Origin of the sequence: Citricoccus sp. SGAir0253, from assembly GCF_005877055.1 — a bacterium.
Taxonomy (GTDB): domain Bacteria; phylum Actinomycetota; class Actinomycetes; order Actinomycetales; family Micrococcaceae; genus Citricoccus.
This window is the reverse complement of record NZ_CP039424.1, coordinates 506,267-521,668: the sequence shown is the minus strand read 5'-3', so window position 1 is coordinate 521,668 and position 15,402 is coordinate 506,267. Positions and strand designations below refer to the sequence as shown.

The following is a 15,402-nucleotide window of genomic DNA, read 5'->3' as shown; positions in this document are numbered from 1 at the left end:
CCACCTCGGTCCGGCAGCGCCACCACCCGCTCAGCCCGCGGGCACGGCGGCGCGGCCGCCCCACCTGCGCCCGGCGAGCCAGGTCAGCGGCAGCAGCAGCACGAGCGCGAGGAAGCCGGCCAGCACGACGGTGACCACCACGGAGGAGTCCCCGAAGTTCGCCACCGCCACGAGCGTGGCCACGCCCATGTTCCGCTGCGAGGCGGAGATCCCGACGAGGGACCCACTGCCGGGCGTCATCGCCCCGAGCGCCCACCCGGCCCCGAGGTTGGCCAGGGTGAACAGGACGATCGCCAGCACCGTGCCGGTGCCGAGCAGCCCCGCGAGTTCCCGGTGGTCGGCGAGGAACTGGTTGGCGAGCATCACGAGCATGGACCAGAGGCTCAATCGCCGCACGGGTCCCTGCAGCCGGGCGGCCAGGCCGGGCCGGAACTGCCGCACGGCGATGGCCGCGCCGAGGGGCAGCAGCATGGTGGGCACCAGGACGGCGGCGATGCTGGCGGCCGAGACCTCCGCCCCGGGCAGCAGCAGGGGCAGGACCACGGGCATGAACAGCGTGGTGGCCACGAGCAGCACGGCCAGCAGGGCCGAGGCGGAGGGCATGTGGCCGCGGGCCAGGCCGGTGAGCTTGAGGGCGAAGGGCGCCCCGGCGGCGCAGGCCAGCACCATCAGCCCGGTGCGCGCGTCCGCGGGAATCGGCAGCAGGGCCGTCAGGGCCAGGGCCACGGCCGGGGCCACCAGGAAGTTGGCCACGGCGCCGGAGAGCAGCAGCCTGGCACTGCGCAGCGGGGCGAGGAACTCCTGCACGGTCTGCCCGAGCCCGACGGCGGCCATGCTGGCCACGGCGAACAGGGGGACGGCCACGGCGCCCACGGAGTCGGTGATCGCCTGGAGGTCCATGGGGGTCATTCTGGTCTCCGGGTCGTAGACTGGTCGCGTATTTTTCATCCAGTGACAAGGCGGTTCCGTGGCCGGCAACGCGCACGCACCGGGACGGTCGGTGACGTCGCGGGCCCTCGACCTCCTGGGGACCTTCGACACCCAGCACGTCCGGCAGAACCTGTCCCAGATCGCCCGCCGCGCCGGGATGCCCGTGCCCACCTGCTACCGCCTGCTGCGTGACCTCGCCGAGTGGGGGGCCGTCGCCCGCGGCGAGGACGGCACCTACACGATCGGCCCCCGCCTCGCCCAGCTGGGCCTGCTCGCCCCGCTCGAGCGCGGCCTGCGCCAGACGGCCGCGCCCTACATGCAGGACGTCCTCTTCGCCACCCGCCAGATCGTCAACCTCTTCGTCCTGGACGGCACGGAGGCGCTGCTGCTGGACCGGATCGCGGGCACGCGCGTGGGCTCGCCGATCGCCCGCCCCGGGGACCGGCTGCCCCTGCACACCAGCGCCGCCGGGAAGGTCCTCCTGGCCCACGGCCCCGCGGAGCTGGTGGAGGCGGCCGCCGCGCGACTGACCCCGGAGACCCGGTACAGCATCGCCGACCGCCCGCGGCTCGAGGCGGAACTGGAGCTGGTGCGCGAGCGCGGCTACGCCACCACGGAGGGCGAGCACTCCTCCGGCGCCTACGGCCTGGCCGTCCCCATCCGCGGCGCGGAGGGCGAGGTCATCGCGGCGCTGGGCATCGTCAGCCTGGCGCGGATCACGGACTTCCAGCGGATCGTGCCGGCCCTGCAGGTCGCCTCGGCCGCGATCTCCCGGTCCCTGACGCGCGCCGGCTAGGGGCGGCGGACGCGGCCGGCGCGGCCCGGGCGGTCGCCCCGACGGCGGCCCTCCCCCGTCCGGGCCGCAGCGGCCGGGCCGGGCTCGTCACCTCAGGCCGGCGTCCCGACGACGGCCGCTCCCGTTCCCGCCCGGGTCCCGGTGACCTCGAAGACGGTCCCCGGCCGGGCGACGTTGACGGGCCCGTCGTACTCGGCCGCCACGCCCGCGGCCCACTGCTCGTCCGTCGCGACGCCGGCCAGGTGCGAGAGCACCACGCGCCCGGCCCCGGCCCGGGTGGCCACCCGGCCGACCCCCTCCGGGGTGGTGTGGGAGATCAGCTGGTGGTTGAGGAACTCCGGGCCGAAGTCCCGGGCGCGGTAGAAGTCCAGGTAGACGCTCTCGTGCACGAGCAGGTCGGTGCCGGCGGCGATCCGCACCATGTTCTGGCACTCGGTGGTGTCCCCGGAGACCACCACGGAGCCGTGGGCGGTGTCGAAGCGGAAGGCGAACGCGGGGAAGATCGGCGGGTGCTCCACCAGGATCGCGCTGACCCGCACCCGCTCGTCAGCGTACACCACGAACGGGTCCATGGCGGGGGTGGACTCCCCCGAGGCGCCCGCGGCGGCCTCCGGCAGGGCGATCTCCTCCACCGTGACGAGGTCGTACAGCGGGGGGCGGCCCTCGTCGACGATGCGCACGTCGATGTCGTAGGAGTACCCGCGCAGGACGTGGTCCACCAGGCCCGCCAGCCCCACGGCGCCCGCCGCCGGGTCCGCGGAGCCGGGCCCGATGATCGGCACGGGCTCGGTGAAGCCCTGCACGGGCAGGCCCCAGTTCCACAGCAGGTACGCGGGCAGCTCGGCCACGTGGTCCGAGTGCAGGTGGGTCACGAAGCACGCGCGGAGGTCCTGGCCGCGCAGGCCCGCCTCGTGGGCCGCCCGGGTGACGCCCAAGCCGAAGTCCACCAGGTAGTACGCCCCGTCGACGACGATCGCCGTGGCGATGCCGGCGCACTCCGAGCGGATGGCGGGTCCGGCCGCCGTGCCCAGGGTGACGACCTTCAGCCCGGCGCGGCCCGAGGCCCGGTCCTCGGCGTGCTGCTCGGTGGTGGTGCGGTGGTCCATGTGGGGGCCTTCCGTGGGTCAGTGGTTCCCCCACACTGTGCCCGACCATCTGCCGCCGCCTCAGGTGGCCTTCTCACTGGACGAAAAGCCACCTATGTGCGCCAGTTCACACGCTCCTAGATTCGCCTCCAGACATTCCCCCGCCGACCCCCACGGTCCCCCCAGAGGAGAATCAGATGACCCTGGCCCCACCCCAACAGGCGCAGACCACCATGCCGAGCCCCACGCCCGTCGACACCGGCGACCCGCGCCACTGGTCCGCGCGCCGGCGCACGCGGTACGCGTGGATGCTGACGGGCCTGCTGCTGTTCCTCATGATGCTGAGCTGGGCGGACAAGGCGGTGCTCGGCATCGCGGCCGTGCCGCTGATGAAGGAACTGGGCATCACCCCCGAGCAGTTCGGGCTGGTCTCCAGCGCCATGTTCCTGACCTTCGGGCTCGCGCAGCTCGTGGCCGCCCCGCTGGCCAACAAGATCCGGGCCAAGACGCTGCTGTTCGTGATGTGCCTGATCTGGTCCCTGTCCGTGATGCCCGTGGTCGTCTTCGCCACCCTGCCCGCCCTGTGGGTCAGCCGCCTGGCCCTCGGCGCGGGCGAGGGCCCGCTGGCCCCGGTCCTGATGCACGCGATCTACAAGTGGTTCCCCTCCAAGAAGGGCGCGACGCCGGCCGCGGTCGCCTCCTCCGGGGTGACGCTGGGCATCGTGGCCTTCGCCCCGGTCCTCGCCTGGGTCATCACCCAGCACGGCTGGCGGACCGCGTTCGTGGCCCTGGCCGTCGTCGGCGTGGTGTGGTGCGCCGTCTGGATGTGGCTGGGCAAGGAGGGCCCCTACACGTCCCTGGCCGTGGAGCGGGAGATCGAGGGCACCCCGGTGGCGGCCATGGATCCCGGCGCGACGCGCGTCAGCGAGGAGAAGGTGCCGTTCTTCCGCACCATCGCGAACCCGACCTGGATCTTCGCGGTGCTGGCGTCCTTCTTCGGCTACTGGACCTTCACCCTGGCCATGTCCTGGGGCCCGGCCTACTTCCAGAACGTCATGGGCTTCTCCGGCCAGCAGGCCGGCTCGCTCATCGCCCTGCCCGCCCTGTGGGGCGTGGTGGCGACGATCGGACTGAACGCCATGATCCAGCGCCTGGACCAGCGCGGCGTGCCGAGCCGGCGCTCGCGCGGCTGGACCCTCGGCCTGGCGGGCACCCTGGCCGGGCTGTCCCTGCTGGCCTCCACGCTCGTCGCCTCCCCCGTGCTGGCCCTGGTCCTGATGAGCCTCGGCTTCGGCACCGCCCCGGCGCTGTTCGCCATCACCTACCTGATCGTCGGTGAGCTGACGACGATCTCCCAGCGCGGGGCGCACCTGAACGTCGCCAACGCCGTCCTGACGGCCGGTGGCGTCTTCGCCCCGGCCGTGGGGGGCTTCCTCATCGGCCAGGCCGTGACGCCGGCCGCCGGCTACCAGGTGGCCTTCCAGGTCACCGCCGTGCTGCTGACGGTGTTCGGCGTGCTGGCCCTCGTGTTCGTCAACCAGCAGCGCCAGCGGCGCAGGCTGGGCATCGAGGCCTGAGCCGTCCGCCGACCGTGCCGCCGAGGGCGGCGCACCATCCAGGACGCCCGGTGGGAACCTCCCACCGGGCGTCCTGCGCGCGGGCGGTGCCCCGGCCCCGCGGCGAGCGGGCGGGTGTCCCGGCCGCCCGGACGCACGCGGGCCCCGCACCGTCCGGTGCGGGGCCCGCTCGGCCTGCCCTCCGCGAGGGCGGGGCGCCGTGGCTCAGTCCGTGTGCGCCCGGGCGTTGACGGTGCGCGGCTCGAGGTACTCCTCGAGGCCCCAGCGCCCGCGCTCGCGGCCCAGGCCCGAGCCCTTCCAGCCGCCGAAGGGCGCGTCCAGCTCCACGACGGTGTGCTGGTTGATCCACGCGGTGCCGACCTCCAGCCGGGAGGCGACCTCGTGGGCGCGGTGCAGGTCCGGGGACCAGACGGAGGCGCCCAGGCCGAACTCCTGGGCATTGAGGGCCTCGATCGTGGCGTCCAGGTCGTCGTAGGCGACCACGGGCAGGGCGGCACCGAACTGCTCACAGGAAACGAGCTCCGAGCCGGCCGGGGCGTCGGCCACGATCGTCGGCTCGAGGAAGTATCCCGGCAGGGACGTGCCGTGCTCACCGCCGTGGGCGATGCGCCCGCCCTGCGCGACCGCCTGGGCCACGTAGTCCTTCACCAGCTGCTGCTGCCCGCTGGTGTGCATGGGGCCCATCGTGGTGCCCTCGGCCACGCCGTGGCCCACGCGCAGGGCCGCGGCCGCGGCCACGAGCGCCTCCGTCAGCGCGCCGCCCAGTTCCCGGGGCGCGTACACCCGCTTGACGGCCATGCAGACCTGGCCGGCGTTGCGGAAGGCGGAGGCCACGATCCGCTGCGCGGTGACCTCGAGGTCGGCGTCCGGCAGGACGATCGCCGGGTCGTTGCCGCCGAGCTCGAGGGTCACCTTCTTCACGGTGGGCGCGGCCTGGGCCATGATCGCCGCGCCGATCTCGGTGGATCCGGTGAAGGAGATCTTCCGGACGCCGGGCATCTCGGACAGCGCACGGGACAGCACGCCGCGGCCCGTGACGACCTGCAGCACGCCCTCCGGGAGGAAGCGGTTGAGCACCTCGGCCAGGGCCCGGGTGGACATCGGGGTGGACGGCGAGGGCTTGGCGACCACGGTGCAGCCCGCCACGAGGGCGGGGGCCAGCTTCACGGCCAGTAGGGAGATGGGGAAGTTCCACGGGGTGATGGCCCCGACGAGTCCCACGGGGGCGTACTGGACCTGGACCTGCCGACCGTCGCGCGGGGGCAGCGTCTCGGACTGGGCCCAGTCGAGGTCCGCGTAGTGGCGCAGCAGCCCCGCGGCCACGCGGAACTCCTGCACGGCCTCGGCCAGCACCTTGCCCTGCTCGAGGGACAGGATGCGCCCGAGGTCCCCGGCCTCCGCGTCCACGGCGTCGGCGGCGGACCGCAGGGCCGCCCGGCGCGCCTCGCGGTCCGCGGCCCACGCCCGCCCGGCCCCCTGGGCGGCGGTGATGGCGCGCTCGACGTCCTCGGGCTGGTGCAGGGGCACGTCTCCCACCGGCTCCAGGGTGGCCGGGTCTATGACTTCATACGTGGCGGTCACGCGTACTCCTCGGGCTCGACGGATGAGGCGCCCACCGGCGGGCGGGCGCGGGTTCCCACTCCAAGCTTGGGCCGCGGGCGGAGGCCGACCCACGCGTCTTCTCGTCCAGTGAAAAGCCGGGCTGAAGATCCTGTGCTCGACGCCACATAGTGAGAGGCAACACCGTCAGCAGGCATCATCATCCTGACGCATCCCGGCCCTCCGGGGCTCGCGCAGGACCGGATGCGGACCACCGGAAGGACATCCCCATGAACCTCGATGGGCAGACCCTCGTCGTCACCGGCGTCGCCTCGGGCATCGGCGCGGCCACCGCGGCGCTGCTGCAGCGCGGCAGCGCCACGGTCGTCGGCGTGGACCGCAACATCCCCGACGCCTTCGCCGGGACCTTCGTCCAGGGCGACCTCTCCACGCCCGAAGGCGTGGCCGCCGTCGCCGACCAGGTGCCCGCCGGGATCCACGGCCTGTTGAACATCGCCGGGGTGCCCGGCACCGCGCCGTGGCAGACGGTCCTGGCCGTCAACGTCTTCGGCGTCCGGGACCTGACCCGCCTGCTGCTGCCGAAGATCGCCGACGGCGGCGCCGTCGTCAACCTGGCCTCGAACGTCGCCGCCGGCTGGGCCGAGCGCCGGGAGGAGGTGGCCCGCTTCGTCCAGGCCGCCGACGCCGCCGAGGCGATCGCCGCCGTCGCCGACGACCCGGAGGTCACCGGGAACTCGTACCGCTTCTCCAAGGAGTGCGTGCGCTGGCTGACCCAGGTGCAGGCGTCCGAGAACCTGGGCCGGGTCCGGGTCAACTCGGTCAGCCCCGGGCCGGTGCAGACGCCCATCCTCGAGGACTTCAAGAAGGACCACGGCCGGGAGAAGGTCGAGGGCGCGGTCTCCCTGCTCGGCCGCGCCGGCCAGCCGGAGGACATCGCCGCGGCGATCGCCTTCCTGCTCAGCCCGCAGGCGGCCTGGCTCAACGGCACCGACCTGTGCGTGGACGGTGGGCTGTTGGCCCACCGGTCCGTCACCGCGATGGCCCCCGCGGCCGCCTGAAGGAGGCACCATGCAGACCATCCCTGACACCGCCGCCCTGGCCGCCGAGGCCGGGTCCACCGGCCGCTTCGGGCACGAGCTCGAGGAGGTCGTGGTCGAGCGCCTCGAGGAGGTCGCCGAGGGCGTCCGCCGCCTGACGCTGCGCACCCTGGACGGCTCGGAGTTCGCCCGCTGGGAGCCCGGGGCCCACATCGACTTGGTCCTGCCGGACCACGTGCGCCAGTACTCCCTGTGCTCCCCGCTGGCCGACCGCAGCCGCCTGCAGGTCTCCGTGCTGCACACCCGGGACTCCCGCGGCGGCTCGCGGTACGTCCACCAGGGCCTGGCCGAGGGCGACGTCATCCGGATCAACGGGCCGCGCAACAACTTCCCGTTCGTGGACTCGCGCAAGTACCTGTTCATCGCCGGGGGCATCGGGATCACCCCGATCCTGCCGATGATCGAGGCCGCCGAGGCCGCCGGCCGCGAGTGGCGGCTGGCCTACGGCGGGCGCTCGCGGGCGTCCATGGCGTTCGCGGACGAGCTCGTGGAGCGGTACGGGGACCGGATCCTGCTGTTCCCCGAGGACGAGGTGGGCCGGATCGACCTGGAGGGCCTGCTCGCCCTGCCGCGGGCCAAGATGCTCGTGTACGCGTGCGGCCCGGAGCCGCTGCTGCGCGTGATCGAGGACTACTGCATGGGCTGGCCGCCCGGGGTCCTGCACACTGAGCGCTTCGTGGCCGCGAGCCTGGACGCCGGGGCCAGCAGCGAGCCGTTCGAGGTCGAGCTGACCCAGACCGGGACCACCGTCACCGTCACCCCGGACCAGACCGTGCTCGAGGCCGTGGAGGCACAGGGCGTGCGCGTGCTGTCCTCGTGCCGCGGCGGGATCTGCGGCACCTGCGAGACCCGCGTGGTCAGCGGCGAGGTGGAGCACCGCGACGCCATCCTCAGCGAGGACGAGAAGCAGTTCGGCGACTCGATGATGGTCTGCGTCTCCCGCGCGGCCGCCGGGTGCCCCAAGCTCGTCCTCGACCTCTGACCCGACGCCCCCAGGAGAAGCCATGACCGTCACCATGACCCCCACCAGCGTCGTCTCCCTGCCGGACGACCCCTTCACCCTCGAGAACATCTCGAACCCCTACCCGCTGCACGAGAAGCTGCGCGAGGCCGGCCCCGTGGTGTGGCTGGAGAAGCACGGCTGCTACGCCGTCACCCGCTACGAGTGGGTCTACGAGATCCTCACGGACTTCGAGTCCTACTGCTCGTCTGGCGGCCTCGGCCCCAAGGACATCCGCAAGGAGGCCGAGTGGCGCCCGCCGTCGATCCTCGAGTCCGACCCGCCCACGCACACCGTGATGCGCCGCGGGCTGGCCGGGGTCATCTCCCCGTCCACCATGCGCCGGCTGCGCGAGCAGTTCGCCCCCTTCGCCGAGGAGCTGGCCGAGGAGGTCGCCGGCCGCGGTGAGGTGGACGGCATCGTGGACATCGCCGAGCGCTACCCGCTCAAGGTGTTCCCGGACGCCGTGGGCCTGCGCCCGGACGGCCGCGAGAACCTGCTGCCCTACGGCTCCATGGTCTTCAACGCCTTCGGCGCGGACAACGACATCCGCGCCGCGGCGTTCGAGGAGGGCGAACGGGTGGCCGCCTGGATCATGGACAGCTGCGAGCGGGAGAACCTGACCACGACCGGCCTCGGCGCGGACATCTGGAAGGTCGCGGACGAGGGCCGGATCGAGCCCCAGCAGGCCACCCTGCTGGTCCGGGCGCTGCTGTCCGCCGGCGTGGACACCACGATCTTCGGCATCGGCAACACGCTGTACAACCTGGCCAGGCACCCCGAGCAGTGGGAGAAGCTCAAGGCCAAGCCGCAGCTGGCCAAGTTCGCGGTGGACGAGGCGCTGCGCCTGGAGTCCCCGTTCCAGATGTTCCACCGCACCAGCACCGTGGACACCGAGATCGGCGGCGTGCACATCCCCGCGGACTCGAAGGTCCTGCTGTTCATGGGCGCCGCGAACCGCGACCCGCGCAAGTGGGGCGAGGACGCGGACGTGTTCGACCTGGACCGCAACGCCTCGGGCCACGTGGCCTTCGGCATGGGCCTGCACCAGTGCGTGGGCCAGCCGATCGCCCGCGCCGAGATCGAGCTCATGCTGCAGGCGCTCATCAAGCGCGTGGACCGGATCGAGCCGACCGGCGAGGCCACCCCGTGGATCCACAACGTGCTGCGCGGCTTCGCGCGCATGCCGCTGCGGCTGGTCCCGAAGGCCTGACCCACCGGCCCCCTCCGGGGTGCCATGGGCCCGACGCCGGCCGCTCGCCTCGAGCGGCCGGCGTCGGGCTTGGCCGTGTCTAACGTGCGGAGGCCTCGAGCTCGTCGTCGATGTACCCCAGGCGCCCGGCCCGGACGCCGGTGATGGCCATGGCCACGGTCGCGGCGACGAGCGCCCACAGGATCACCGTCCACTGGCCGGTGACGTCGTAGAGGATGCCCACGAGCAGGGGGCCGGCCGCGGCCACGAAGTAGCCGAACGGCTGGACGAACCCGGACAGCCGGGCGGTGACCAGGGCGGTCCGGCTACGGGCGGCGATGAGGGCCAGCGCGGTGGGGAAGCAGAAGCCGCCGATGCCGAGCAGGAACGCCCACAGCAGCGGCATGGCCGCGGGCGCGAACAGCAGCCCGAGGTACCCGGCGGCCGAGAGCGCGGAGAACACCACGGGGAACACCGTCAGGTTGCGGACCCGGCTGATGATGACGGGCATGACCAGGCCGCCGACGATGTTCAGCGCGCCGATCAGCGCCAGGGCGATCGCCCCCACGGACGCCGGGGCCCCGCTGTCCACGTAGACCTGCGGCAGCCAGCCCATCTGCACGTAGGCGTTCATCGACTGCAGGCCGAAGAACGCCATGAGGAACACGGCCGTCGGGGCCCGCCACAGCGACCCCCGGGCCCGGCCGGCCCCGCCACCGGCGCCGGCCGCCCCGGCGGCGCCCGTCCCGGCCACCCCCGCCGCGCCCGCCGCGCCCGCCGCGCCCGGCGCGTCCGGCGCGCCCGCCGCATCCGGCGTGACCGTGAGCGAGGGGAAGTCGAAGCCGGTGCGCGCCGTGACGACGACCCACACGACCACCTGCACGGCGGCGAACGACGCCCAGACGAACAGCGCCCACCGCCAGGCGTCCCCGCCGTGGAAGGGCAGCGCGCTCAACGGGCCGATGGCGCCCGAGACGCCCAGCACCGCGGCGTAGACCGTCATCAGCGTCACCGTGCGGTGCCGTCCGTGGTTCTTGATCCACGCCGGCAACAGCACGTTGGCCAGGGCGATGCCGGCCACCACGGACGCCGTGAGGACGATGAACACCCAGATGTCCCCCACCCAGGGGCGCACCGCCAAGCCGAGGAGGGTGAGGACCATGCCGGCGGTGAGCGCCCCGCTCAGCCCGATCCGTCGGGCCAGCGGCACGGCCGCGAGGCCCATGAGCGCGAAGAAGAGCCCCGGGATGGCGGTGACCACCCCGGCCAGCCACCCGGCGGCGTCGAGGGCGCCCAGGACGTCCCCGAGCACGGGGCCGAGGGAGGCGATGCCCGCGCGCAGGTTGATGGACGCGGCCAGGACGGCGACGACGGCCAGCGCCACCGGCACGGTCCCCCCGCTCCGGCGCAGTCCCCCGAGGCCCCGGCGGTCCCGGCGCTGCCGCCGGCCCGGGCGGCCCCCGGCCGGCGGCGTGCCCTCCCGCGCCGGGGAGTCACCCTGTCGGTCACGGGGAGCGGGGAATCGCACGGCGCCTTCTTTCGTCCACGCAGCGCGCGGACCGCCCTGCACCCCCACGGTACTGTCCGCCCCGCGCAACGCCGGTGAGGACGCGGGTGAGGACGGCGGCCTCCCGTGGTTCACTGTCCCCAGGCACACGGACCCGGGGAGGACGCGCATGTCCCAGGAGCACATCGACCGCGGCGGCGGGGCACTGTTCCGCGGCGAGGGCCAGGACGGCCTGCTGCACCGGGCGTTCCTGCGCGGGGAGGGCTTCAGCGCCGAGGACGTGCGCCGCTCCCCCGTCATCGGCATCGCCACCACCGCGAGCGAGCTCAACCCGTGCAACGCGGGGCTGGCGTCGCTCGCCCAGGAGGTCAAGGCCGGGGTCCGCGCGGCCGGCGGGCTGCCCCTGGAGTTCCCCACCATCTCGCTCTCGGAGCCGTTCTCCCGCCCCTCCAGCATGTACCTGCGCAACCTGATGTCCATGGACGTGGAGGAGATGGTGCGCGCCTCGCCCATCGACGGCGTGGTCCTGCTCGGCGGCTGCGACAAGACCATCCCCGCCCAGCTCATGGGCGCCCTCAGCGCCGGGCTGCCCGCCATGGTCCTCGCCGCCGGCCCGCGCCCCGTGTCCTGCGTCGGGGACAACCGCGAGTTCACCGTGGACGACGTGTGGCCGCTGTGCGAGCAGCGCCGGGTCGGGGCGCTCGACGACGGCGCCTGGGCCGAGCTGGAGGGCGGCGTCAACGTGGGGGTCGGGACCTGCAACGTCATGGGCACCGCGACCACCATGGCGGCGGTCGCCGAGGTGCTCGGGTTCGCCCTGCCGGGCTCGACGCTGCCGGCGGCGGCGAGCCGGTCCCGCCGCGCGGTGGCGCGGGGCACCGGGGAGGCGATCGTGGCCGCCGTCGGGCGCGGGGAGGCCCCCGGCACCCGGGTGACGCTGGAGTCCCTGGAGAACGCGTTCCGGGCGATCACGGCGCTGGGCGGGTCGACCAACGCGGTGATCCACCTCGAGGCGATCGCCGGACGGGCCGGGCTGCGGATCGGCCGGGACCGGCTGGACGAGTGGTCGCGCACCACGCCGGTGCTGGCGGACGTGCGGCCCGGCGGTCGGTACCTGCTCGAGCACCTCGAGGCCGCCGGCGGGGTGGTCGAGGTGCTGCGCCGGCTCGGTGACCGGATCCACGCCGGCGCCCCCGCCGCGGACGGGCGCACCTGGGGCGAGGTCCTGGCCGCCACTCCCCCGGTCCTCGCGGGCCCGGACCACCCGGCCCTGCGCACGGAGCAGGACCCGGTGGCACCCCGCGGCGCGCTGCGCCTGATGAGCGGCACGCTCGCCCCGGACGGCTGCGTCATGAAGCTGGCCGCCGGGGCGCCGGCGCGGCACCGGGCGCGCGTGGTGGTGTTCGACGGGCTGGAGGACCTGCACGCCCGGATCGACGACCCGGATCTGGAGGTGGAGGCGGACACCGTCCTGGTGCTGCGCGGGCTCGGCATGGTCGGGGCGCCGGGGATGCCGGAGGTCGGGCACCTGCCCATCCCGGCCCGGCTGCACCGGCAGGGGGTGCGGGACATGGTGCGGATCTCGGACGCGCGGATGAGCGGGACCTCGACCGGCTCCGTGGTGCTGCACGTCAGCCCCGAGTCCGCGGTCGGCGGGCCGCTCGCGCGGCTGCGCACCGGGGACCAGGTGGTGATCGACGCCGAGGCCGGCACGCTGGACCACTGCGTGCCCGCGGCCGAGTTCGCCGCCCGGGAGCCGGCGCCCCCGCCGCCGCTGCCCGCGCGCGGCTTCGCCCGCCTGCAGGCCCGGCACGCCCTGCAGCCGCACGAGGGCTGCGACCTGGACTTCCTGGTGGCCGTCCCGGAGGGGACCGAGCAGTCGGCGGCGGAGGGGGACGCATGAGCGAGATCGGGTTCCTCGGGGCCGGGGCGATGGGCGAGCCCATGGCCGCCCGCCTGCGTGGGGCCGGGCACGACGTGCTCGTCGGCGCGCGCCGGCCCGAACGGGCGCGGGAACTGCGGGACGCGGGGTTCGCCGTGGGGACGCTCGCGGAGGCGCTCGCCCGCCCCGTCGTGGTCAGCTGCCTGCGGGACGCGGCGGCGGTGCGGGAGGTCTTCCTCGGGTCCGACGGCGGCCCGGCCGGGTCGGCGGTCGAGGCACGTCCGGACGGCGGTCCAGGACCGGTCGGGGCGGACGGAACGGGCGGCCCGACCCCGGCGCTGCGGGCCGGACTGGTCATCGAGCACGCGACGGTGGACCCGGCGACGTCGCGGGCGGTGGCGGCGGCCCTGGCCGCGCGCGGGGTGTTGTACGTCGACGCGCCCGTCTCCGGCGGCCCGGCCGGTGCCGCCACCGGGACGCTGGTGGCCATGTGCGGCGGGACGGACGCGGCGCTCGCCGCGGCCCGGCCCTACCTCGAGGCCACGTGCGCGCGGATCGTGCCCGTCGGCGGGCCGGGGGCGGGCGTGGCCCTCAAGATCGTCAACCAGTTGCTCGTCGCGGCGCACTCGGTGGCCGCGGCCGAGGCGGCGGCGCTGGTCCGGGTCCTGGGCGTCGACCCGGACGCGGCGCTGGAGGCCCTCATGGGCGGCTGGGCGGCCTCGCGGCGCCTGGAGCTGCAGTTCACCGACGCGGTCCGCGGCTCCGTCCGGCCCGACGGCGCGGGGCTGGAGAAGTTCCTCAAGGACCTGGACCTCGCGGACGAGGCCCTGGCCGGGGCCGGCGTCGAGAGCACCCTGCTGCCCGGGATCCGCCGCACGTGGGAGGCCGCCGCCGCCGCGCACCCCGAGGCGGGGTTCGCGGCCCTGGCCGAGGCGTACGGGGCGGGGGCCGGCGGGTCAGCCGAGCCAGCTGATGGCGGCGGCCAGGAGGAACCCGCCTGAGGTGATGAGCCCGGTCCAGGCGTGGGTGATCTCGAACGCCTCGGGGATCATGGTGTCCGCGATCATGGTCAGGATGGCCCCGCCGGCGATCGCGGTGATCGCGCCGATCACCCCGTCCGGGGCCGAGCCGAGCAGCAGGTAGCCGGCGCCCGCGGACACGGCGCTGACGAGCGCGATGGTTCCCCACACCCCGAACACGTACCCCGCGCCGCGGCCGGCCTTCTTCATGCCGGCGGCGCTGGACAGGCCCTCGGGCAGGTTGGAGATGAAGACGGCGGCCACCACGGCGGCGCTGACCCCGCCGCCGCCGAGCAGGCTGATGCCCAGCACGAGGGACTCCGGGATCCCGTCCAGCAGGGCGCCGAGGGCGATGGCCAGCCCGCTGCCGGACTGCTCGCCCCGGGAGGGCTGCTGGTCCTGCGAGCGCTTGCGGTGCCGGGCGCCGTAGCGGGCCAGGACCATGTTGGCGAGCATGTACGCGGCCGCGCCGCCGGCGAAGCCGAGCACCGCGGACCACAGCCCGCCGGTGCGGGCGGCCTCCTCGAACAGCTCGAAGGCCACGGCGGAGACCAGCACGCCGGAGCCGAAGGCCATGACCGAGCCGACGACCTTGGGCGGGACCCGGATGAACCAGGCGACGGCGGCCCCGACGAGCAGGGCCGCCCCGGCGAACAGCCCCCAGCCGGCGGCGGTGAGCATCCCGGTCATCCCGCGTCCTGCAGGTCGATGACCACCTTGATGTCGTCGTCCCGGGCCTCGAAGGCCTCCGGGGCCCGGTGCAGGGGCACCCGGCGCGTGATGAGCCGGTGCAGCCAGGAGGCGTCGGCCCGGGACAGGGCCTCGGCAGCCGCGGCGTAGTGGCCGAGGTTGGCGTTGACGGAGCCGACGACGACGTCGTTCTCCAGCACGATCTCCCGGTTGAGGGCGCCGGCGTCGATCCGGATGGTGCGGCCCGCGGCCGAGACGCCGGTGAGGCAGACGATCCCGTAGGCGGCGGTGTGGGTCATGGCCGCCAGCACCACGGGAGCGGCCCCGGTGGCCTCGAGGGTCACGTCCGGCTGCAGGTCCCTCGCCACCTCGTCCGGGTCCCCCGAGTGGTAGGTGGCCCCGAGGTCCCGGACGATGCCCGGCTTGGGCCCGTCGGTGACCCGGTCCAGGACGTGCACGTCCAGGCCCCGCTGGGCGCCCAGCAGCGCCGCGAGCAGGCCGATGGGGCCGGCCCCGGTGACCAGCACCCGGCGGGGCTCGAACCAGGAGCGGTGGCCGATGGCGTCGACCTGGTCCCAGGCCTTGGCCACCACGCTGGTCGGCTCCATCAGCACCCCGGCGTCCCCCAGCCCCGGGTCCAGGCGGACGGCGTAGTCGGGCTCCACCTGCCACCGCTCGCTGCCGTAGCCGTGCAGGTGCTTGATGCCGCGCTCGGTGTACTGGCCGTTGCGGCACATGTCGAACTGGCCGTGGCCGCAGGCCCCGCACGGGACGGGGTCGGGCCGGCGCACCACGCCGACGACGAGGTCGCCCGCGCCCAGGTCCGAGCCCTCGGGGGCGGAGCGCACCCGGCCGAGGGACTCGTGGCCCAGGACGAGGCGACCGTCCCCGGGCGGGGCCCAGCCGTAGTCGCCGCGGGCGATCTCGTGGTCCGTGCCGCACACGCCGAGCAGCAGGCCGTCCACCTGGACCCGGCCGCCGTCGTCCGGTTCGGGCATGTCCTGGACGGACAGCGACCCGGACTGCTCCGGGATGACGGTCAGTGCACGCATGGCGAGGATCCTCTC

At 74.7% G+C, this 15,402-nt stretch carries 13 protein-coding genes; 7 read left to right on the top strand and 6 right to left on the bottom strand.

All coding sequences use genetic code 11. From position 1 onward, the window contains the following. Positions 1-30 precede the first annotated feature (30 nt). Positions 31-900 (bottom strand): bile acid:sodium symporter family protein, encoded by an 870-nt coding sequence (locus E7744_RS02325; protein ID WP_168199727.1) that lies wholly within the window; start codon positions 898-900, stop codon positions 31-33. Positions 901-967: 67 nt separating this feature from the next. Between E7744_RS02325 and E7744_RS02320 the strand changes: the two genes are divergently transcribed. Beyond that, a complete protein-coding gene (locus tag E7744_RS02320) occupies positions 968-1,726 on the top strand; it encodes an IclR family transcriptional regulator (RefSeq protein ID WP_137772728.1) in 759 nt (252 codons plus the stop codon). A 92-nt stretch (positions 1,727-1,818) separates the two neighbouring features. On the opposite strand, the gene E7744_RS02315 is transcribed toward E7744_RS02320, so the two are convergent. Beyond that, positions 1,819-2,832 carry an MBL fold metallo-hydrolase gene (locus E7744_RS02315; protein WP_137772727.1) on the bottom strand — a complete coding sequence of 338 codons (1,014 nt, stop codon included), beginning with the start codon at positions 2,830-2,832 and terminating at the stop codon, positions 1,819-1,821. A gap of 176 nt (positions 2,833-3,008) precedes the next feature. Here E7744_RS02315 and E7744_RS02310 point away from each other — a divergent pair, with 176 nt between their 5' ends. Further along, entirely contained in the window at positions 3,009-4,388 is a 1,380-nt protein-coding gene (locus E7744_RS02310) for an MFS transporter (protein WP_246858514.1), read from the top strand. Between the two features lie 204 nt (positions 4,389-4,592). Here E7744_RS02310 and E7744_RS02305 read toward each other — a convergent pair whose 3' ends face one another. Continuing rightward, positions 4,593-5,969 (bottom strand): aldehyde dehydrogenase family protein, encoded by a 1,377-nt coding sequence (locus E7744_RS02305; protein ID WP_137772726.1) that lies wholly within the window; start codon positions 5,967-5,969, stop codon positions 4,593-4,595. Between the two features lie 248 nt (positions 5,970-6,217). On the opposite strand from E7744_RS02305, the gene E7744_RS02300 reads away from it, so the two are divergent. From E7744_RS02300 to E7744_RS02290, 3 genes are read left to right on the top strand one after another with little or no spacing between them, the layout of a single operon-like run. Further along, the gene (locus tag E7744_RS02300; protein ID WP_137772725.1) at positions 6,218-7,006 is read left to right on the top strand and encodes a coniferyl-alcohol dehydrogenase; all 789 of its coding nucleotides are present in this window, start codon (positions 6,218-6,220) and stop codon (positions 7,004-7,006) included. A 10-nt stretch (positions 7,007-7,016) separates the two neighbouring features. Continuing rightward, positions 7,017-8,027, top strand: coding sequence for a PDR/VanB family oxidoreductase (locus E7744_RS02295; protein ID WP_137772724.1), 1,011 nt, complete (start codon positions 7,017-7,019; stop codon positions 8,025-8,027). A gap of 22 nt (positions 8,028-8,049) precedes the next feature. Further along, a complete protein-coding gene (locus tag E7744_RS02290; RefSeq protein WP_137772723.1) occupies positions 8,050-9,258 on the top strand; it encodes a cytochrome P450 in 1,209 nt (402 codons plus the stop codon). A gap of 79 nt (positions 9,259-9,337) precedes the next feature. Here the strand turns inward: E7744_RS02290 and E7744_RS02285 are convergent, their stop codons facing one another. Beyond that, complete coding sequence (locus E7744_RS02285) at positions 9,338-10,621, bottom strand: MFS transporter (protein WP_246858513.1); 1,284 nt, start codon at positions 10,619-10,621, stop codon at positions 9,338-9,340. A gap of 292 nt (positions 10,622-10,913) precedes the next feature. On the opposite strand from E7744_RS02285, the gene E7744_RS02280 reads away from it, so the two are divergent. Further along, a complete protein-coding gene (locus E7744_RS02280; protein WP_137772721.1) occupies positions 10,914-12,647 on the top strand; it encodes a dihydroxy-acid dehydratase in 1,734 nt (577 codons plus the stop codon). Beyond that, positions 12,644-13,627 (top strand): NAD(P)-dependent oxidoreductase, encoded by a 984-nt coding sequence (locus tag E7744_RS02275; RefSeq protein ID WP_137772720.1) that lies wholly within the window; start codon positions 12,644-12,646, stop codon positions 13,625-13,627. Before E7744_RS02280 ends, E7744_RS02275 begins: the two co-directional genes overlap by 4 nt. Here the strand turns inward: E7744_RS02275 and E7744_RS02270 are convergent. Next, positions 13,583-14,335, bottom strand: coding sequence for a ZIP family metal transporter (locus E7744_RS02270; protein WP_137772719.1), 753 nt, complete (start codon positions 14,333-14,335; stop codon positions 13,583-13,585). The two genes, E7744_RS02275 and E7744_RS02270, sit on opposite strands and share 45 nt — an antisense overlap. After that, on the bottom strand, positions 14,332-15,387 hold the full coding sequence (locus tag E7744_RS02265; RefSeq protein ID WP_137772718.1) for a glucose 1-dehydrogenase: 1,056 nt from the start codon (positions 15,385-15,387) through the stop codon (positions 14,332-14,334). The genes E7744_RS02270 and E7744_RS02265 overlap by 4 nt, the downstream gene beginning before the upstream one ends. Positions 15,388-15,402: the final 15 nt, after the last annotated feature.

Coding starts and splice junctions, on each gene's coding strand:
- E7744_RS02325 (WP_168199727.1), bottom strand. CDS start 900: ATGGACCTCCAGGCGATCACCGACTCCGTGGGCGCCGTGGCCGTCCCC.
- E7744_RS02315 (WP_137772727.1), bottom strand. CDS start 2,832: ATGGACCACCGCACCACCACCGAGCAGCACGCCGAGGACCGGGCCTCG.
- E7744_RS02310 (WP_246858514.1), top strand. CDS start 3,009: ATGACCCTGGCCCCACCCCAACAGGCGCAGACCACCATGCCGAGCCCC.
- E7744_RS02300 (WP_137772725.1), top strand. CDS start 6,218: ATGAACCTCGATGGGCAGACCCTCGTCGTCACCGGCGTCGCCTCGGGC.
- E7744_RS02295 (WP_137772724.1), top strand. CDS start 7,017: ATGCAGACCATCCCTGACACCGCCGCCCTGGCCGCCGAGGCCGGGTCC.
- E7744_RS02290 (WP_137772723.1), top strand. CDS start 8,050: ATGACCGTCACCATGACCCCCACCAGCGTCGTCTCCCTGCCGGACGAC.
- E7744_RS02280 (WP_137772721.1), top strand. CDS start 10,914: ATGTCCCAGGAGCACATCGACCGCGGCGGCGGGGCACTGTTCCGCGGC.
- E7744_RS02275 (WP_137772720.1), top strand. CDS start 12,644: ATGAGCGAGATCGGGTTCCTCGGGGCCGGGGCGATGGGCGAGCCCATG.
- E7744_RS02270 (WP_137772719.1), bottom strand. CDS start 14,335: ATGACCGGGATGCTCACCGCCGCCGGCTGGGGGCTGTTCGCCGGGGCG.
- E7744_RS02265 (WP_137772718.1), bottom strand. CDS start 15,387: ATGCGTGCACTGACCGTCATCCCGGAGCAGTCCGGGTCGCTGTCCGTC.